Source organism: Fictibacillus sp. 5RED26 (assembly GCF_015903895.1).
GTDB classification, from domain to species: Bacteria; Bacillota; Bacilli; order Bacillales; family Fictibacillaceae; genus Fictibacillus; species Fictibacillus phosphorivorans.
This window is the reverse complement of sequence record NZ_JACZDU010000001.1, coordinates 1,075,475-1,089,449: the sequence shown is the minus strand read 5'-3', so window position 1 is coordinate 1,089,449 and position 13,975 is coordinate 1,075,475. Positions and strand designations below refer to the sequence as shown.

Here is a 13,975-nt window from a genome sequence, read left to right as displayed (position 1 = left end):
CCATGGATGTTCTTGCTAAATGATAAAGCAGCGGAACACCGGATTAAACGGGCATAAGCCACAAATAATATAATACCATATAACTCAAACAGTGTTCAAGTTGTTTTATTATCTTTTATCTCATTAAGCCAAATTTCTTCTTCTTTTGTTAACTTGATTTTTTCAAGCAAGTCAGGTCTACGTTCATACGTCCTTCTTAAAGACTCTTTTTTGCGCCATGTTTCAATGTTCTTATGGTTTCCTGACATCAGAACATCAGGAACTCTCATACCTCGAAAATCTGCAGGTCTCGTATACTGAGGATGTTCTAACAAACCTGTGCTGAATGAGTCCTCTTGGTGTGAGGCTTCTTTTCCTAGAACATTAGGAAGCAATCTCCCAACAGCATCTATAACGACCATTGCACCAAGCTCTCCACCGGTTAACACATAGTCACCGATTGAAATCTCATCCGTTACAAGGTGTTTCCTAACACGTTCATCATAACCTTCATAATGACCGCACAAGAAAATAAGATGTTCTTCTTCAGCCAACTCTTCTGCTTTTCCTTGAGTAAACGTTTCACCTTGAGGACATAGAAGGATGATTCTAGGTTTTACAGTTGCCTCTTTCGTTAGATGATCAACCGCATGAAACAAAGGCTGTGGAGTAAGGACCATGCCTGCTCCTCCTCCGTATGGGTAGTCATCTACATTACGATGTTTGTTCGTTGAGAACTCACGGAAATCAATCACTCGAAGTTCTAGTGCATTCTTTTCCTGCGCCTTTTTTAAGATCGATTGACCAAAAACGCCTGAAAACATTTCTGGAAAAAGGCTTAAGACATCTATTTTCATTAGAATAATCCTTCTAATGGCTCAATAACAATCTTTGACTCTTTCACATCCACAGATTTAACAACAGAAGGAATGTAAGGGATAAGAATATCTGATCCAAATCCTTTTCTCTTCACTACCCATACATCGTTTGCTCCAGGAGACAATATTTCTTTTACTTTTCCTAGTTCTTCACCTTCAACAGTGAAAACTGAGCAACCGATGATATCATGATAGAAAAACTCTCCTTCATCTAACGAAACAGACTGTTCTTTAGGCACTTTAAGAAGATTGCCTTTAAAACGTTCTACATCATTTATGTTATGCAGGTTTTCAAACGTCAAAAGATCAAATTGCTTATGTTTTCTATGCGTTTCAATCTTTACAGGTATATGATCTGATCCCATATCTACATATAATGTGTTTCCGATCTTATAGCGTTCCTCAGGAAAGTCAGTTCTAGAGATCACTCTGACTTCTCCTCTAATTCCATGTGTATTTACTATCTTACCTACGTTCAGCCATTCATTTTCCATATTGATACACTACCTCCGTACAAATTAATCAGTTACTTATAATCTAAATTTTAGCATAAAACTCGATATGTATACTTTTTATAGGCCATTTTCGCACTTTGTTGCCCTTGAAAGTAGTTGATTTCCGTTCCAGGTGCTCGCTTTCCGCGGGGCAGGCGGTGAGCCACATTTGTTCGTTTCACTCTTAAGTGTCTCACCTGCCCGCCTGTCCCGCAGGAGTCTCGCACCTTCCACTCCAATCACCTATTCAAAGAAGACAATAAAAAAGAATTAAAAGCAACAGTCCTTTAGAAAATAGCCTTTTAATAAATCGTTACGAAACTTTGTTGAACATAATTTCTTGAATATCTAAAGTTATTTAAGTATTTTAATAAATAAAAAAGGAAGAGGTTTCCCTCATCCTTTTTAGACGATTTCGATTGAAATCCTTTTATTTTGATTCGTTCCAGCTGCATTTACAACCGTTCGAATCGCTTTAGCCACTCTTCCTTGCTTCCCAATAACTTTCCCCATATCTGTCTGGTTAACAGTTAATTGATAAACAAGTCGGTGTCCTTCTTGAACCTCTTTGACGCTAACTTCATCTGGGTGATCAACTAGAGCTTTCACAATTGATTCGATCAACTCTGTCATATCTGTTCCCCTTCGTCAAAATTATTTTTGGTTTTTCGCGTTATGGAATTTCTCCATAAGACCAGCTTTTGAGAATAGGTTACGAACTGTATCAGATGGTTTCGCACCGTTTGTCATCCACTCAAGAGCTTTTTCTTCGTTGATTTTAACTTCAGCTGGGTTAGCAACTGGGTTATAAGTTCCAATCTCTTCGATGAAACGTCCATCACGAGGAGAACGAGAATCTGCTACTACTACACGATAAAAAGGAGCTTTCTTAGCACCCATACGCTTTAAACGAATTTTTACTGCCATTATAACTTGCACCTCCGAAAATAGTTCACACAAAATAATATGATAGTATAAATTGACAGGTTTGTAAACCTGAAAATTCAGTTTACATAAAAGGGAATTTAAATCCACCTTTTTTCTTTTTGCCATTCATCATTCCGGACATTTGTTTCATCATTTTCTTCATGTCCTCGAATTGTTTGATGAGGCGATTTACTTCTTGCACCGTTCTACCGCTTCCTTTAGCGATGCGGCGCTTACGGCTGGCATTTATGATGTCAGGCTGTTCTCTTTCAGAAAGAGTCATCGAACGGATAATGGCTTCAACGTGACCGATCTGTTTTTCATCGATCTGAACGTTCTTGAGGCCTTTCATCTTGTTCGCACCTGGTAGCATGCCAAGTACTTCATCAAGCGGTCCAAGATTTCTCACTTGTCCCATTTGATCAAGAAAATCATCGAACGTGAACGACATATCACGCATCTTCTTCTGAAGGTCGCGCGCTTTCTCTTCATCTACTGAGGTTTGTGCCTTTTCGATAAGAGTAAGCATGTCACCCATTCCTAAAATTCTTGAAGCCATACGATCTGGATGGAAAGGCTCTAAAGCATCCATCTTTTCACCAAGACCTACAAATTTAATAGGAAGACCTGTAACAGCTTTAATTGAAAGTGCCGCACCACCACGTGTATCTCCATCAAGTTTGGTTAAGACAACACCAGTGATTCCTAACGCTTCGTTAAAGCTCTCTGCTACATTCACTGCATCTTGACCAGTCATTGCATCTACAACTAAGAAGATCTCATCAGGTTTTGAAATTTCTTTTACCTGCTTCAACTCATCCATCAGCGTTTCATCAATGTGTAAACGCCCCGCTGTATCAATAATGACATAATCGTGATGTTCTTCTTTTGCTTTTGCGATAGCTGATTCAGCAATTTTGACAGGACTTACTTGATCTCCCATCTGAAACACAGGAAGATCCAATTGCTTTCCTACTGTTTCTAATTGCTTGATCGCAGCAGGACGGTAGATGTCAGCTGCGGCCAGTAGCGGTTTGCGATTTTGCTTTTTGCGTAAATGATTTGCAAGCTTTCCTGTTGTTGTTGTTTTACCAGCACCTTGCAGACCAACCATCATAATAACAGTTGGTGGTCGGTTGGAAACGGCAATCTTGCTTTGTTCCCCACCCATGAGGGTTGTCAGTTCATCGTTAACAACTTTTACTACTTGCTGTCCTGGTGTCAGACTTTTTAATACTTCTTGACCAACAGCACGTTCAGATACTTTTTTCACAAAATCTTTTACTACTTTAAAGTTAACGTCCGCCTCAAGAAGAGCAAGGCGTACTTCCCTCATCATTTCCTTTACATCCGCTTCATTTACTTTCCCTTTTCCACGAATTTTTTGTAAAGTGTTCTGAAGACGGTCGGCTAAACCTTCAAATGCCATCTCACTGAACGCCTCCTATTCCATATTTTCAAGGCGATCGATAATTGCAATTACGTTATCAGGCTCAGAATTCAGAAGCTCTCTTAAAGATGACAGCAACTGATCACGTTCCTGAAACTTTGCAAAAAGCCCTAACTTTTCTTCATATTCTTCCAGCATCGCCTCTGTCCGTTTAATATTATCATAAACGGCCTGGCGGCTGACATTATATTGTTCAGCAATTTCACCGAGAGAATAATCGTCCAAATAGTACAAACCCATATAATTCTTCTGTTTAGGGGTTAATAATGCTTGGTAAAAATCAAATAGATAATTAATTCTCATTGTTTTATCTAGCATTTTTCCACAACCCTTGTTAAGTGAAATGCCTTTACGTGATTACTATACAACCCATGGTTTTAGATGTCAAGTTTTTTTCTTAACAGAGAAGAATTGATTTAGTACTAAAAGAGTTTTGAATCTATATTGACTAGATTTGGCTTTATATTGACTAATTCCAGCTTGTGCAATTTTTTAATATCTATAAAAAAGCCTTTTAGCTCTATATAGAGCTAAAAGGCTTTAAATTTTATTCTTCTTCTTCTGTTCCTGCAAATAAACCATATACAAACTGATCAGCATCAAACTCCTGCAGATCATCAAGCTTCTCACCAAGTCCCACAAACTTGACTGGAATATCTAGTTCGTGACGAATCGCTAAAACGATACCGCCTTTTGCTGTTCCATCAAGTTTAGTTAAAACTAAGCCCGTTACATCTGTTGATTGACCGAATGTTTTTGCCTGATTCATTGCATTCTGACCTGTTGTAGCATCAACAACAAGCAAAACTTCATGAGGAGCACCAGGAATCTCTCGTTCGATGACACGTTTCACTTTTGAGAGCTCGTTCATCAGATTTACTTTATTTTGCAGTCTACCAGCTGTATCACAAAGCAGTACATCCGCTTTCCGAGACTTAGCAGCCTGGATGCTGTCGTAAATAACGGCTGCAGGGTCTGCTCCTTCATGATGTTTGATCACATCAACTCCAGCGCGTTCTCCCCATACTTCAAGCTGATCGATCGCACCTGCCCGGAAAGTATCTCCGGCCGCTAGAATCACTTTCTTGCCATCTGTCTTCAACTGATGAGCAAGTTTCCCGATCGTTGTTGTTTTACCAACACCGTTTACTCCTACGAACAGAATTACTGTCATTCCATCAGTCTGTAAGTTCAGTTTATTATCGGTTTCTTCTTTTTGAAGCATTTCAGCTAATTTCTCAGTAATCGCTGATCGAAGCTCCATTGGATTTTGAATGTTTTTAGTTCGTGCAACATCTTTAAGTTGATCAATAATGTCAAGTACGGTATGAACCCCAACATCTGCTCCGATCAAGATCTCCTCTAACTCTTCAAAGAATTCTTCATCTACTTTTCTAAATCTCTTGAGTAGATCGTTAACTTTAAATGAAAAAGAGTTCCTCGTTTTCTCTAGTCCACTCTTAAACTTTTCCGATGATTCCTCAGATTGCTGAGTTGAGAATTTTTCTTTTAATCGTTTCAAAAAACTCACTATCAATTTCCTCCCTATGATGTAACAAGTTCTTTTGTTTCTTCTAGTCTTACTGAAACAAGCTTCGAGACACCAGACTCTTGCATGGTGACTCCATAAAGTACATCCGCTTCTTCCATTGTACCTTTACGATGCGTAACAACGATAAATTGTGTCTCTTTACTAAATGCTCGTAAAAATTTAGCGAAACGATTTACGTTCGCATCATCAAGTGCTGCTTCAACTTCGTCTAAAATACAGAACGGAACAGGTCTGACTTTCAGAATTGCAAATAGTAAGGCAATAGCAGTTAAGGCTCGTTCTCCACCAGATAATAGGCCTAGTTGCTGCAACTTCTTGCCAGGTGGCTGCGCCATGATGTCTACACCCGTTAATAGCATATCATCTGGCTGAGTTAAAACGAGGTCAGCTCGACCACCACCAAACAACTCTTTAAAAATTACACCAAAATGGGAACGAATAGAAGTAAATGTCTCTTCAAAACGGTTCTTCATCTCTTCGTCCATTTCGGAGATCACGCCATAAAGTGTATCCTTTGCCTCTGTTAGGTCGTTTCTTTGTTCTGTAAGAAAATCAAAGCGCTGGCTAACTCTGTCGTATTCTTCGATCGCACCAATATTTACTGCCCCGAGCTCTTCGATCGCCATTTTAATCAGCTTTACTTTTCGTTTTGCGTCTTGTAGCGGTATCTCCAATCGATGCTTCAGCTTCGCACCTTCATATGAAAGTCCATATTCTTCTCTAAGATGAGTAAGTCTTGATTCTAGTTCAACATCGAGACGATTAATACTAACTTCTTCTGTTCTAAGTCCATCATGAAGTTGCTTATATTGCCTTTTTGCCTCTTTTAGTCCGATCTCCATACTTTCTATCGATCGGAAAGAATCCGTTCTTTCTTTTCTTCGTTCTGCAATTAATTTCAATGCATTGTTCTTTTCATGTCTTCTCTGTTGAATCTGCTCATCAAGAGAATCTTCACCAGAAGAGCTTGAGTTCATCTCTTCCTCAAGAAGCCAATAATCTTCTTCTGTTTCTTTGCTCTTAACTTCCACTTCGTGAAAATCTTCTTGAATTCTTAAGCACTTTTCACGCTGATTGGCAACCTGTTGTTCGAGTTCGGCTGCTTTAATCTTCAATAGTGTTAGTGCTTCCCTGAGTTCTTCTTTTGAGCTCTGATTATTCTTCTTTTTCTCTGTCAGATCAGCAATCGTCTTTTCAAGTTCTTTCCCAGACTTCAAAGCAAGATCGAGTTTCTTTTGAAGATCAGTAAGACGACTATCTGCAGCCGATCTTTCAGATTCATAGGAATTCTTTTCGCGATCATACAGCTGAAGTCTATCGTTTAAACTCTTCTCTTCCATTTCAACTTCCCGTAAAGAGGCTTTCAGCTCTTGTTCTTGTTCTCTTAAGAGCTCTCCTTCCGTTTGAAGAGATTCAAGTATTTCTTTCTTCTTGATTACTTTAGATCGTAATTCATTTACTTTTTCCTCTAGTTGAAGAGTTTGCTTCTCCATTGTCCCCACTTTATCCGTAAGAGAATCAATCTCTCTTTGTCTGCTCAGTAGAGAGTTGCTTTTTTGTTTCAGACTTCCTCCAGACATGGAACCTCCAGGAGACACGACATCTCCTTCAAGAGTAACGATTCGATAACGATAGCTCACTTGCTTTGCAATCTTGTTCGCACCAGCTAGATCTTTGGCAATGATAATATTTCCTAATAGATTGCCTACTATATTTTGATATTTAGCATCAAACGTAACAAGGTTCGCAGCAATCCCTACAAATGATTCGATAGAGCTTGCTTGGTGAGCATCTGCACTTGAGATCTGTCGCGGTTTAATTATATTTAAAGGTAAGAAAGTGGCTCTTCCTGCTCTCGTTTGCTTCAAATATTGAATGGCTTTCATGGCATTTTGTTCATGATCTACAACAATATGCTGCATAGAAGCGCCTAGAGCCGTTTCAATCGCCGTTTCAACTTCTGAAGGTACCGATAAAAGCTCAGCTACTGCGCCTTCAATACCAGTAAGCTTTGTATCTTTCGCTTTTAAAACCTCTTTAACTCCTTGCATGAAACCTGCGTATTCGTCCTGCATCGATTCAAGCATCTCTTTTTTAGATTTGAACTGCTGAATAAACTGATACGCTTGATACAATTTATCTTGAAGTGTTCTTGTTTCCTGATCCTCGATCGATATTTCTGATTTTAATGTTTGATATTCTTCTTGCTTTGTTTTCAATTGCGTTTCAGCTGTTTGATAAGCAGCTTCAGCGTTTCTTCTTGTTTCTTTTAATCTTTCTCTTTGGTCCAGGTATTTAGTATTCTCTTCATCTAAACGAGAGCTCTTTGAGCTCTGCTGCCTAGCCTGATCCTCTAAATAACGCATCTCGTTCTTAATCGTTGTTTGTTCGTTCAAGCGCTCGAAATAATCACTTTTTAATTTTTCTAGTTCTGCTTCAACGTCCATCTCGAGAACAGACAATCGTCCTTCCTCGTCTTTCACTTGCTTTTTTATGCTTTTTAGTTGTTTTTCTTTATCTCGTAATGAGTCTTTTTCAACACTAAGTCGTTTTCCTAATTCTTCCTTTTTCGCCTTGTAAAGCTGAATTTGTTCTAAAAGCGCCGTTTTATTTTGATCGTAATTCTTTTTACGTTCTTTTAAAACTTCTTTCTTTCCTTCTAGCTTTTCCAACGTCTCACTCGCTAAAAGAAGGGCATTTTGCAGTTCGTCGATCGATTCATCCATAGCTTGCATATCAAGTCTTGCTCTTTCGATCTTAGTTTCGCCTTGTTTCACTTTTGCTGAAAGAATTGTTTCTTGCTGTTGTAGTTCTGCAACAAGTTCTTTCTGCTTTTCCCATCGAACGTGCAATTCTTCGATCTCTTGAACAAGTACAGCTGTTTCAACGACCTCAAGCTCTTCTTTCTTCTCAAGATAATCTCTTGCAATGGAAGCTTGGATTTTGAGAGGCTCTACTTGACCTTCTAATTCGTGTAGTATATCTTCTACACGATTCAGGTTTTCTTGGGTTTCAGTGAGTTTCGCCTCCGCTTTTTGCTTTCGGGTCTTGTACTTTAAAACACCTGCAGCTTCTTCAAAGATCTTTCTGCGCTCATCAGATTTGCTGCTTAATATTTCTTCTACCCGACCTTGTCCGATTATAGAGAATGCTTCTCGTCCAAGTCCAGAATCCATAAACAGCTCTACAATATCTTTTAAACGACACTGTTGTTTGTTGATTAAGTATTCACTGTCTCCTGAACGATACACTCTTCGCGTGATCGATATTTCATTGTAATCAAGCGGCAGATGCTGATCCTCGTTATCTAACGTAAGTGTAACTTCAGCCACATTTAATGGTTTACGGTTATCACTACCTGCGAAGATGATATCTTCCATCTTAGAGCCGCGCAAAGACTTCGCTGACTGTTCACCCAGCACCCACCGTACAGCATCTGAGATATTGCTTTTACCACTACCGTTAGGGCCAACAACCGCTGTAACCCCTTGTACAAATTCAACTTGTATCCGCTCTGCAAATGATTTAAATCCTGCTACATCAATTCGTTTGAGGAACATCATTAAATCCCCCTTTACTTCTCACATTATGCTTTCCCGTATCTATAATTTCGGGCGCTCTATTTTTAAATGGTGTATGTATTCTTTAACCTTTATATTTTATCATAGATTCACTCATCCATAGTCACAAAGATTACAGTGTGCTAAAATGAAATGTGTTTGGACTTAATATATGCATGTTAGTAAAATCTCACATGAAGATATGTGGATAAAAAAGGAGCCCACCATGGACTTGACGACTCAAAATCATGAGAACTTATCATTTATGATCGAAGGATTAAAAAAGAAGCTGCAACTCGTTAACAGCGGCCTCATCCAACCAGAAGACTATGAACTCTCAAAGTACGAAGACATTAAAGAACTTTATGATATGGTCATGAAGATGCCATCTTTCAGCATTCGGGACATGGAAGGCATCGTTGAAGAACTCGCTTCCCTTAAAACAAAGTAACAGAAACCCCCTCACACGGCTTATCGCCTAATGTTAAGGGGGTTTTTTGTTTAGCTCTTTTTAGAAACTCTCTCTATCGCTTCTTGTGCAGCATGCTGTTCAGCTTCTTTTTTGGATCTTCCATACCCGATTCCGAAACTCGCTTCATTCAATCTTACCTCAGACACAAACTCTCGATTATGTGCTGGTCCTTTTTCTTGAATGATACGATAGTCGATATGACCTAACCCTTCACGCTGAACGTATTCTTGTAACTGACTTTTAAAATCCATCACATGAGAAAAAGCACCTTCGTTTATTCGTGGTACCACATACTGATTTAAAAACTCTTTTACCTTTTCGAGTCCTTGATCTAGATATAGCGCTCCAATAAATGCTTCAAAAACATCTGCTAAAAGGGCTGGTCTTGATCTTCCTCCAGTATTTTCTTCACCTTTTCCCAATAAAACAAACTCACCAAAGTGTAAGTCGTTTGCAAAAAGAACTAATGATGGCTCACATACGATAGCTGCTCTAAGTTTCGTAAGCTCACCTTCACTCATATTTGCAAATTTGCTGTATAAATATTGAGATATGGTCAATTCAAGAACGGCATCACCTAGAAATTCAAGTCTTTCATTATCCTCAAACGTTCTTCCTCGATGCTCATTCACATATGATGAATGCGTAAATGCCTGAGCTAACAATTTTTCATTCTGAAACTTAATGTTTAAACGCTCTTGTATCGGGGCTACTTTTTGAATGCGCACCTTATCATCCATGCCCTTTTTGGAAGCAGATTTAAACCGATTTTTCACTGTTTTCTTTTGAGTTGAATGTTGTTTTGAACCTTTCATAAACTTCCTCCAAAAATCTCGTAAAAGGGCTATTTTGCTATTGATTTTTTTCCTGTTAAAAAGGGAAGAAAGCCCCGCTATTTTGCACGGGACTTTATCCGTCTTACACTTATTGTTTGCTGTTTATGTAATTTACAACGTCACCAACAGTTGCAATCTTCTCAGCATCTTCGTCAGAAATTTCTAGTTCGAACTCATCTTCAAGTTCCATTACTAGTTCAACTACATCAAGAGAGTCAGCACCTAGATCTTCTTTAAAGGAAGCTTCAGGCTTAACCTCAGATGCATCAACACCTAAACGGTCCACAACAATCTTTGAAACTCTATCTAAAACATCTGCCATTTTGTGTGTCACCTCCTTTCAATAGTATATTCTTTTTCCCATTAAAAAACTAGAGGGATTTATAGTCATTAAAGGTTCTTTTCTTATGATTTCAACTTTTGATTGATGTACTTCTAAAAACAGCCTCATTTAAAGTTTTATGTTTACTACATCACCATTCCGCCGTCGACATGGAGTGTTTGGCCAGTGATATATGAACTTGCATCACTCGCTAAGAAAGCTGCTGCCGATGCGATATCATCAGGCTGTCCAAAACGCGCAAGTGGAATGTTTCGAAGCATTTCAGACTTGATTCCTTCTTCTAGTTTACCTGTCATATCCGTCTCGATAAAACCTGGTGCAATCGCGTTAACCGTGATTCCTCTTGAAGATAGTTCTTTTGCAGCTGTTTTTGTTAGCCCGATCACACCTGCTTTTGCAGCTACATAGTTAGCTTGGCCAGCATTACCAGATACACCAACGATAGAAGCAATATTTATGATGCGTCCTTTTCTTTGTTTCATCATCTGTCTTGTAACAGCTTTTGTAGTCAGGAATACACCTTTAAGATTTGTATTAATAACCGCATCCCAGTCTTCTTCTTTCATTCTCATCAATAGGTTATCTCTAGTGATTCCAGCATTATTTACGAGAACGTCAAGACTTCCAAACTCTTCAACAACTGTTTTTACCATATTCGTCACATCTTCTGACGAGGAAATATCCGCTTTAATGGCAAAAGCAGTCCCTCCGTTTTCTTTTATCTCATTCACGACTTCATTAGCCTTAGCTTCACTACCCGAATAATTCACCGCTACTTTAGCGCCGTTTCTTGCAAAATATAAAGCGATCGCTCGTCCAATTCCACGAGATGCACCTGTAACTAAAACTGATTTTTCATTAAGCATCGACAGACTCTCCTTTTAGTTTCTCAACGGCCATGTTAATCGTTTCCAGATCACTTACAGCGATTACGTTAGCTCTTCGATTTACCTTTTTAACTAATCCTGAGAGTACTTTTCCAGGTCCGATCTCTACAAACGTATCAACACCTAAATCCATTAACTCACGAACCGTTTCTTCCCAACGAACTGGTGAATACAGCTGTTCGATCAACTTTCCTTTAATTTCATCACTATCGGTAATAGCTTTCGCCGTTACGTTAGCGATTACAGGTGTTTTTGCTTCATTTATCACAATTTGACTTAAAATTTCGTTGTACTTCTCCGCAGCAGGTTTCATGAGGGAGGAATGAAACGGTCCACTCACCTGAAGTGGAATCACTTTTGCTCCTTCTTCTTTAGCAAGAGCACTAGCTTTTTCAACTCCTCCTACGGTTCCAGAAATAACGATCTGCCCGGGACAATTAAGATTTGCAACTTGCACGCTCTCTTCACCGTTAGAAACTTCTGTAGTTATCGCTTCTAATCGTTCTTGATCAAATCCAATCACAGCAGCCATCGTCCCTACACCTGCAGGAACAGCTTCTTCCATGAGCAACCCTCTATTTCTAACGGCGTAAACAGCATCTTCAAAAGAAAGGCTGCCCGCTGCAACAAGTGCAGAGTACTCACCAAGACTATGCCCAGCCACATAATCCGCTTGAATTCCACGCTCTTTTAACAGTTCAAGAACAGCTGTTGAAACCGTTAATAACGCCGGCTGTGTATTTTCTGTTCTTTTGAGGACATCTTCTGGTCCTTCAAAAATTATATCTGAAAGCTTTATAGAAAGTTTTTCATCAGCTTTGTCAAAAATAGCTTTTGCTGATACCTCCTGAGATACTAGCTCTTTACCCATTCCTACTACTTGAGAGCCTTGTCCTGGAAAAAGAAAAGCGATTTTCCCCATTTCTTACTCCTCCTTGTTATCTTGGGATTGTACATGATTTTGAATCGTAGGTACTACGTTTTTCTCTATCATGCTTTTTGTTTGTCTGATTGCATTCAACATCGCATTGGCATTTGATGAACCATGTGCTTTGATCACAGGTGCTGCTAGTCCGAACAAACCAGCCCCACCATACTCTGTATAGTCAAGTTTATCTTTAATCCCTCTCAATTTAGGTTTTAATACCCCAGCTGCAAGTTTAGAAGTTAAACTTGATGTTAGCTGTTCTTTAATCATTGAAAACATGCTCATAGCTGTACCTTCAATAGATTTAAGAACGAGGTTTCCTGCAAAACCATCACATACTACTACGTCTGCGGCACCCATTAAGAGATCTCTCGCTTCAACATTACCTACAAAATTAATATCAGCTTCCTGTAAGAGTGGAAATGCAGCCTTAGTAAGAGCGTTTCCTTTTTCACTTTCTGTTCCAACGTTTAACAATCCTACACGGGGCTTTTCAACACCTCGAACTTCTCTCCAGTACACAGAGCCCATCAATGCATATTGTAAAAGGTGTTCTGGCTTCGCATCCATATTGGCACCTACATCTAAAAACAAAAATCCGTCACCGTTCAAAGTTGGAAGTGTCGGAGCAAGTGCTGGACGATCAATACCTTTAATACGGCCAACATAAAACAAGCCACTAGCCATCAATGCACCCGTGTTACCCGCTGAAATATAGGCATCCGCTTTTCCTGATTTCACTTCATTCGCCGCGATTACCATCGAGGCATTCTTTTTACGGCGAACAGCTCGAACTGGCTCTTCTGATGTTTCAATCACTTCATCGGTATGAATGATCGTAAACGCGTGCTTTTCAGGCAAATGTTTCAAGATCTGATTCTGATCTCCAACTAATGTAATTGAAAGCTCTGGATATTGCTCTTTAGCTAGCATTGCACCTTTAACGATTTCTTCTGGTGCATTGTCGCCACCCATTGCATCTATTGCGATATTCATGCTGATTTAACTTCCTTCCTTTGGATCTTGTGCAGATCTATACATTGTAAATTCACCTTTGAAGACAGGCTCATTCTCTACATAACTGTTAACATCTACAATGGTTCTCTCTTGACTCGTCTCTATTACTTTGGCTTTTGCAACCACTCTCTCACCTACTCGAACAGGACGAGAAAACCGAATATTAGCTTTTGCAGTTAAAGCCAGTTCATCATTTATAATCGCCACCGCCAGAGAGTTCGCCTGAGCAAAAACATGATGACCTCTTGCGATCTTATTACGAGAAAAAACATGTTCTTCTTTTATGTCTAATATTGAAATAGCTGATTCATCTAACTGAAGGTCAATGATTTCTCCGATGACCTCTTCAAGCGGCAGTGCTTTTACATCATCCAGTTTTGTTTCAGCCACAGACTTTATTCTTTCCCTAAGCTCTGGAATAGAAAGTTCCAAACGGTCAAGTCTGATCGTCTGAACGCTGACACTGAACTTTTCTGCCAATTCTTCATCTGTAATAAAAGGGGTTAACTTAATCGTTTCCCTTAACAGCTCTTGTCTCTCTTTTTTTGATTTTTTCATAGTTTCTTCCTTCTTCCATACAAAGGTCTCATATATGAGAAAGATAGTGAGTGAAGATGCAGTGCGTAGAAAAGCAGGTAACGCTATTACAGCG

General features: G+C 39.2%; 16 protein-coding genes. 1 reads left to right on the top strand and 15 read right to left on the bottom strand.

Annotated features, from left to right (window positions below; all coding sequences use genetic code 11):
- Positions 1-95 precede the first annotated feature (95 nt).
- From trmD to smc, 9 genes are all read right to left on the bottom strand, one after another.
- Positions 96-836, bottom strand: coding sequence for a tRNA (guanosine(37)-N1)-methyltransferase TrmD (gene trmD, locus IHV10_RS05725; protein WP_197127702.1), 741 nt, complete (start codon positions 834-836; stop codon positions 96-98).
- Positions 836-1,351: a ribosome maturation factor RimM gene (gene rimM / locus IHV10_RS05720; RefSeq protein WP_197127701.1), complete on the bottom strand. Its 516-nt coding sequence runs from the start codon at positions 1,349-1,351 to the stop codon at positions 836-838. Before rimM ends, trmD begins: the two co-directional genes overlap by 1 nt.
- A gap of 50 nt (positions 1,352-1,401) precedes the next feature.
- On the bottom strand, positions 1,402-1,533 hold the full coding sequence (locus IHV10_RS22935) for a hypothetical protein (protein WP_255520069.1): 132 nt from the start codon (positions 1,531-1,533) through the stop codon (positions 1,402-1,404).
- A gap of 223 nt (positions 1,534-1,756) precedes the next feature.
- On the bottom strand, positions 1,757-1,984 hold the full coding sequence (locus tag IHV10_RS05715) for a KH domain-containing protein (protein WP_066393598.1): 228 nt from the start codon (positions 1,982-1,984) through the stop codon (positions 1,757-1,759).
- 21 nt (positions 1,985-2,005) lie between these two features.
- Positions 2,006-2,278 carry a 30S ribosomal protein S16 gene (gene rpsP, locus IHV10_RS05710; protein WP_066393596.1) on the bottom strand — a complete coding sequence of 91 codons (273 nt, stop codon included), beginning with the start codon at positions 2,276-2,278 and terminating at the stop codon, positions 2,006-2,008.
- An 82-nt stretch (positions 2,279-2,360) separates the two neighbouring features.
- The gene (gene ffh / locus IHV10_RS05705; protein WP_197127700.1) at positions 2,361-3,707 is read right to left on the bottom strand and encodes a signal recognition particle protein; all 1,347 of its coding nucleotides are present in this window, start codon (positions 3,705-3,707) and stop codon (positions 2,361-2,363) included.
- A gap of 15 nt (positions 3,708-3,722) precedes the next feature.
- Complete coding sequence (locus IHV10_RS05700; protein ID WP_066393591.1) at positions 3,723-4,046, bottom strand: putative DNA-binding protein; 324 nt, start codon at positions 4,044-4,046, stop codon at positions 3,723-3,725.
- Between the two features lie 229 nt (positions 4,047-4,275).
- Positions 4,276-5,259, bottom strand: coding sequence for a signal recognition particle-docking protein FtsY (gene ftsY, locus IHV10_RS05695; RefSeq protein ID WP_197127699.1), 984 nt, complete (start codon positions 5,257-5,259; stop codon positions 4,276-4,278).
- Positions 5,260-5,273: 14 nt separating this feature from the next.
- Positions 5,274-8,840 carry a chromosome segregation protein SMC gene (gene smc / locus IHV10_RS05690; RefSeq protein ID WP_197128217.1) on the bottom strand — a complete coding sequence of 1,189 codons (3,567 nt, stop codon included), beginning with the start codon at positions 8,838-8,840 and terminating at the stop codon, positions 5,274-5,276.
- 226 nt (positions 8,841-9,066) lie between these two features.
- Here smc and IHV10_RS05685 point away from each other — a divergent pair, with 226 nt between their 5' ends.
- The gene (locus IHV10_RS05685) at positions 9,067-9,291 is read left to right on the top strand and encodes a DUF1128 domain-containing protein (protein ID WP_144700821.1); all 225 of its coding nucleotides are present in this window, start codon (positions 9,067-9,069) and stop codon (positions 9,289-9,291) included.
- A gap of 50 nt (positions 9,292-9,341) precedes the next feature.
- On the opposite strand, the gene rnc is transcribed toward IHV10_RS05685, so the two are convergent.
- The 6 genes from rnc to fapR all read right to left on the bottom strand — a co-directional run bounded on the left by rnc (position 9,342) and on the right by fapR (position 13,881).
- A complete protein-coding gene (gene rnc / locus IHV10_RS05680; RefSeq protein WP_231607268.1) occupies positions 9,342-10,052 on the bottom strand; it encodes a ribonuclease III in 711 nt (236 codons plus the stop codon).
- 184 nt (positions 10,053-10,236) lie between these two features.
- Positions 10,237-10,470 carry an acyl carrier protein gene (gene acpP / locus IHV10_RS05675; protein WP_066240701.1) on the bottom strand — a complete coding sequence of 78 codons (234 nt, stop codon included), beginning with the start codon at positions 10,468-10,470 and terminating at the stop codon, positions 10,237-10,239.
- Between the two features lie 146 nt (positions 10,471-10,616).
- On the bottom strand, positions 10,617-11,357 hold the full coding sequence (fabG, locus tag IHV10_RS05670) for a 3-oxoacyl-[acyl-carrier-protein] reductase (RefSeq protein WP_197127698.1): 741 nt from the start codon (positions 11,355-11,357) through the stop codon (positions 10,617-10,619).
- Positions 11,350-12,300 (bottom strand): ACP S-malonyltransferase, encoded by a 951-nt coding sequence (gene fabD / locus IHV10_RS05665; protein ID WP_197127697.1) that lies wholly within the window; start codon positions 12,298-12,300, stop codon positions 11,350-11,352. The genes fabG and fabD overlap by 8 nt, the downstream gene beginning before the upstream one ends.
- Positions 12,301-12,303: 3 nt before the next feature.
- Positions 12,304-13,302, bottom strand: a complete 999-nt coding sequence (plsX, locus tag IHV10_RS05660) for a phosphate acyltransferase PlsX (protein WP_197127696.1) — start codon at positions 13,300-13,302, stop codon at positions 12,304-12,306.
- 6 nt (positions 13,303-13,308) lie between these two features.
- The gene (gene fapR, locus IHV10_RS05655; protein ID WP_197127695.1) at positions 13,309-13,881 is read right to left on the bottom strand and encodes a transcription factor FapR; all 573 of its coding nucleotides are present in this window, start codon (positions 13,879-13,881) and stop codon (positions 13,309-13,311) included.
- Between the last annotated feature and the right edge of the window lie 94 nt (positions 13,882-13,975).

Bases quoted from the DNA above. Each gene is read 5' to 3' on its own strand.
- trmD (WP_197127702.1), bottom strand. From the start codon at position 836: ATGAAAATAGATGTCTTAAGCCTTTTTCCAGAAATGTTTTCAGGCGTT.
- rimM (WP_197127701.1), bottom strand. From the start codon at position 1,351: ATGGAAAATGAATGGCTGAACGTAGGTAAGATAGTAAATACACATGGA.
- IHV10_RS05715 (WP_066393598.1), bottom strand. From the start codon at position 1,984: ATGACAGAGTTGATCGAATCAATTGTGAAAGCTCTAGTTGATCACCCA.
- rpsP (WP_066393596.1), bottom strand. From the start codon at position 2,278: ATGGCAGTAAAAATTCGTTTAAAGCGTATGGGTGCTAAGAAAGCTCCT.
- ffh (WP_197127700.1), bottom strand. From the start codon at position 3,707: ATGGCATTTGAAGGTTTAGCCGACCGTCTTCAGAACACTTTACAAAAA.
- IHV10_RS05700 (WP_066393591.1), bottom strand. From the start codon at position 4,046: ATGCTAGATAAAACAATGAGAATTAATTATCTATTTGATTTTTACCAA.
- smc (WP_197128217.1), bottom strand. From the start codon at position 8,840: ATGTTCCTCAAACGAATTGATGTAGCAGGATTTAAATCATTTGCAGAG.
- IHV10_RS05685 (WP_144700821.1), top strand. From the start codon at position 9,067: ATGGACTTGACGACTCAAAATCATGAGAACTTATCATTTATGATCGAA.
- rnc (WP_231607268.1), bottom strand. From the start codon at position 10,052: ATGGATGATAAGGTGCGCATTCAAAAAGTAGCCCCGATACAAGAGCGT.
- acpP (WP_066240701.1), bottom strand. From the start codon at position 10,470: ATGGCAGATGTTTTAGATAGAGTTTCAAAGATTGTTGTGGACCGTTTA.
- fabG (WP_197127698.1), bottom strand. From the start codon at position 11,357: ATGCTTAATGAAAAATCAGTTTTAGTTACAGGTGCATCTCGTGGAATT.
- fabD (WP_197127697.1), bottom strand. From the start codon at position 12,300: ATGGGGAAAATCGCTTTTCTTTTTCCAGGACAAGGCTCTCAAGTAGTA.
- plsX (WP_197127696.1), bottom strand. From the start codon at position 13,302: ATGAATATCGCAATAGATGCAATGGGTGGCGACAATGCACCAGAAGAA.
- fapR (WP_197127695.1), bottom strand. From the start codon at position 13,881: ATGAAAAAATCAAAAAAAGAGAGACAAGAGCTGTTAAGGGAAACGATT.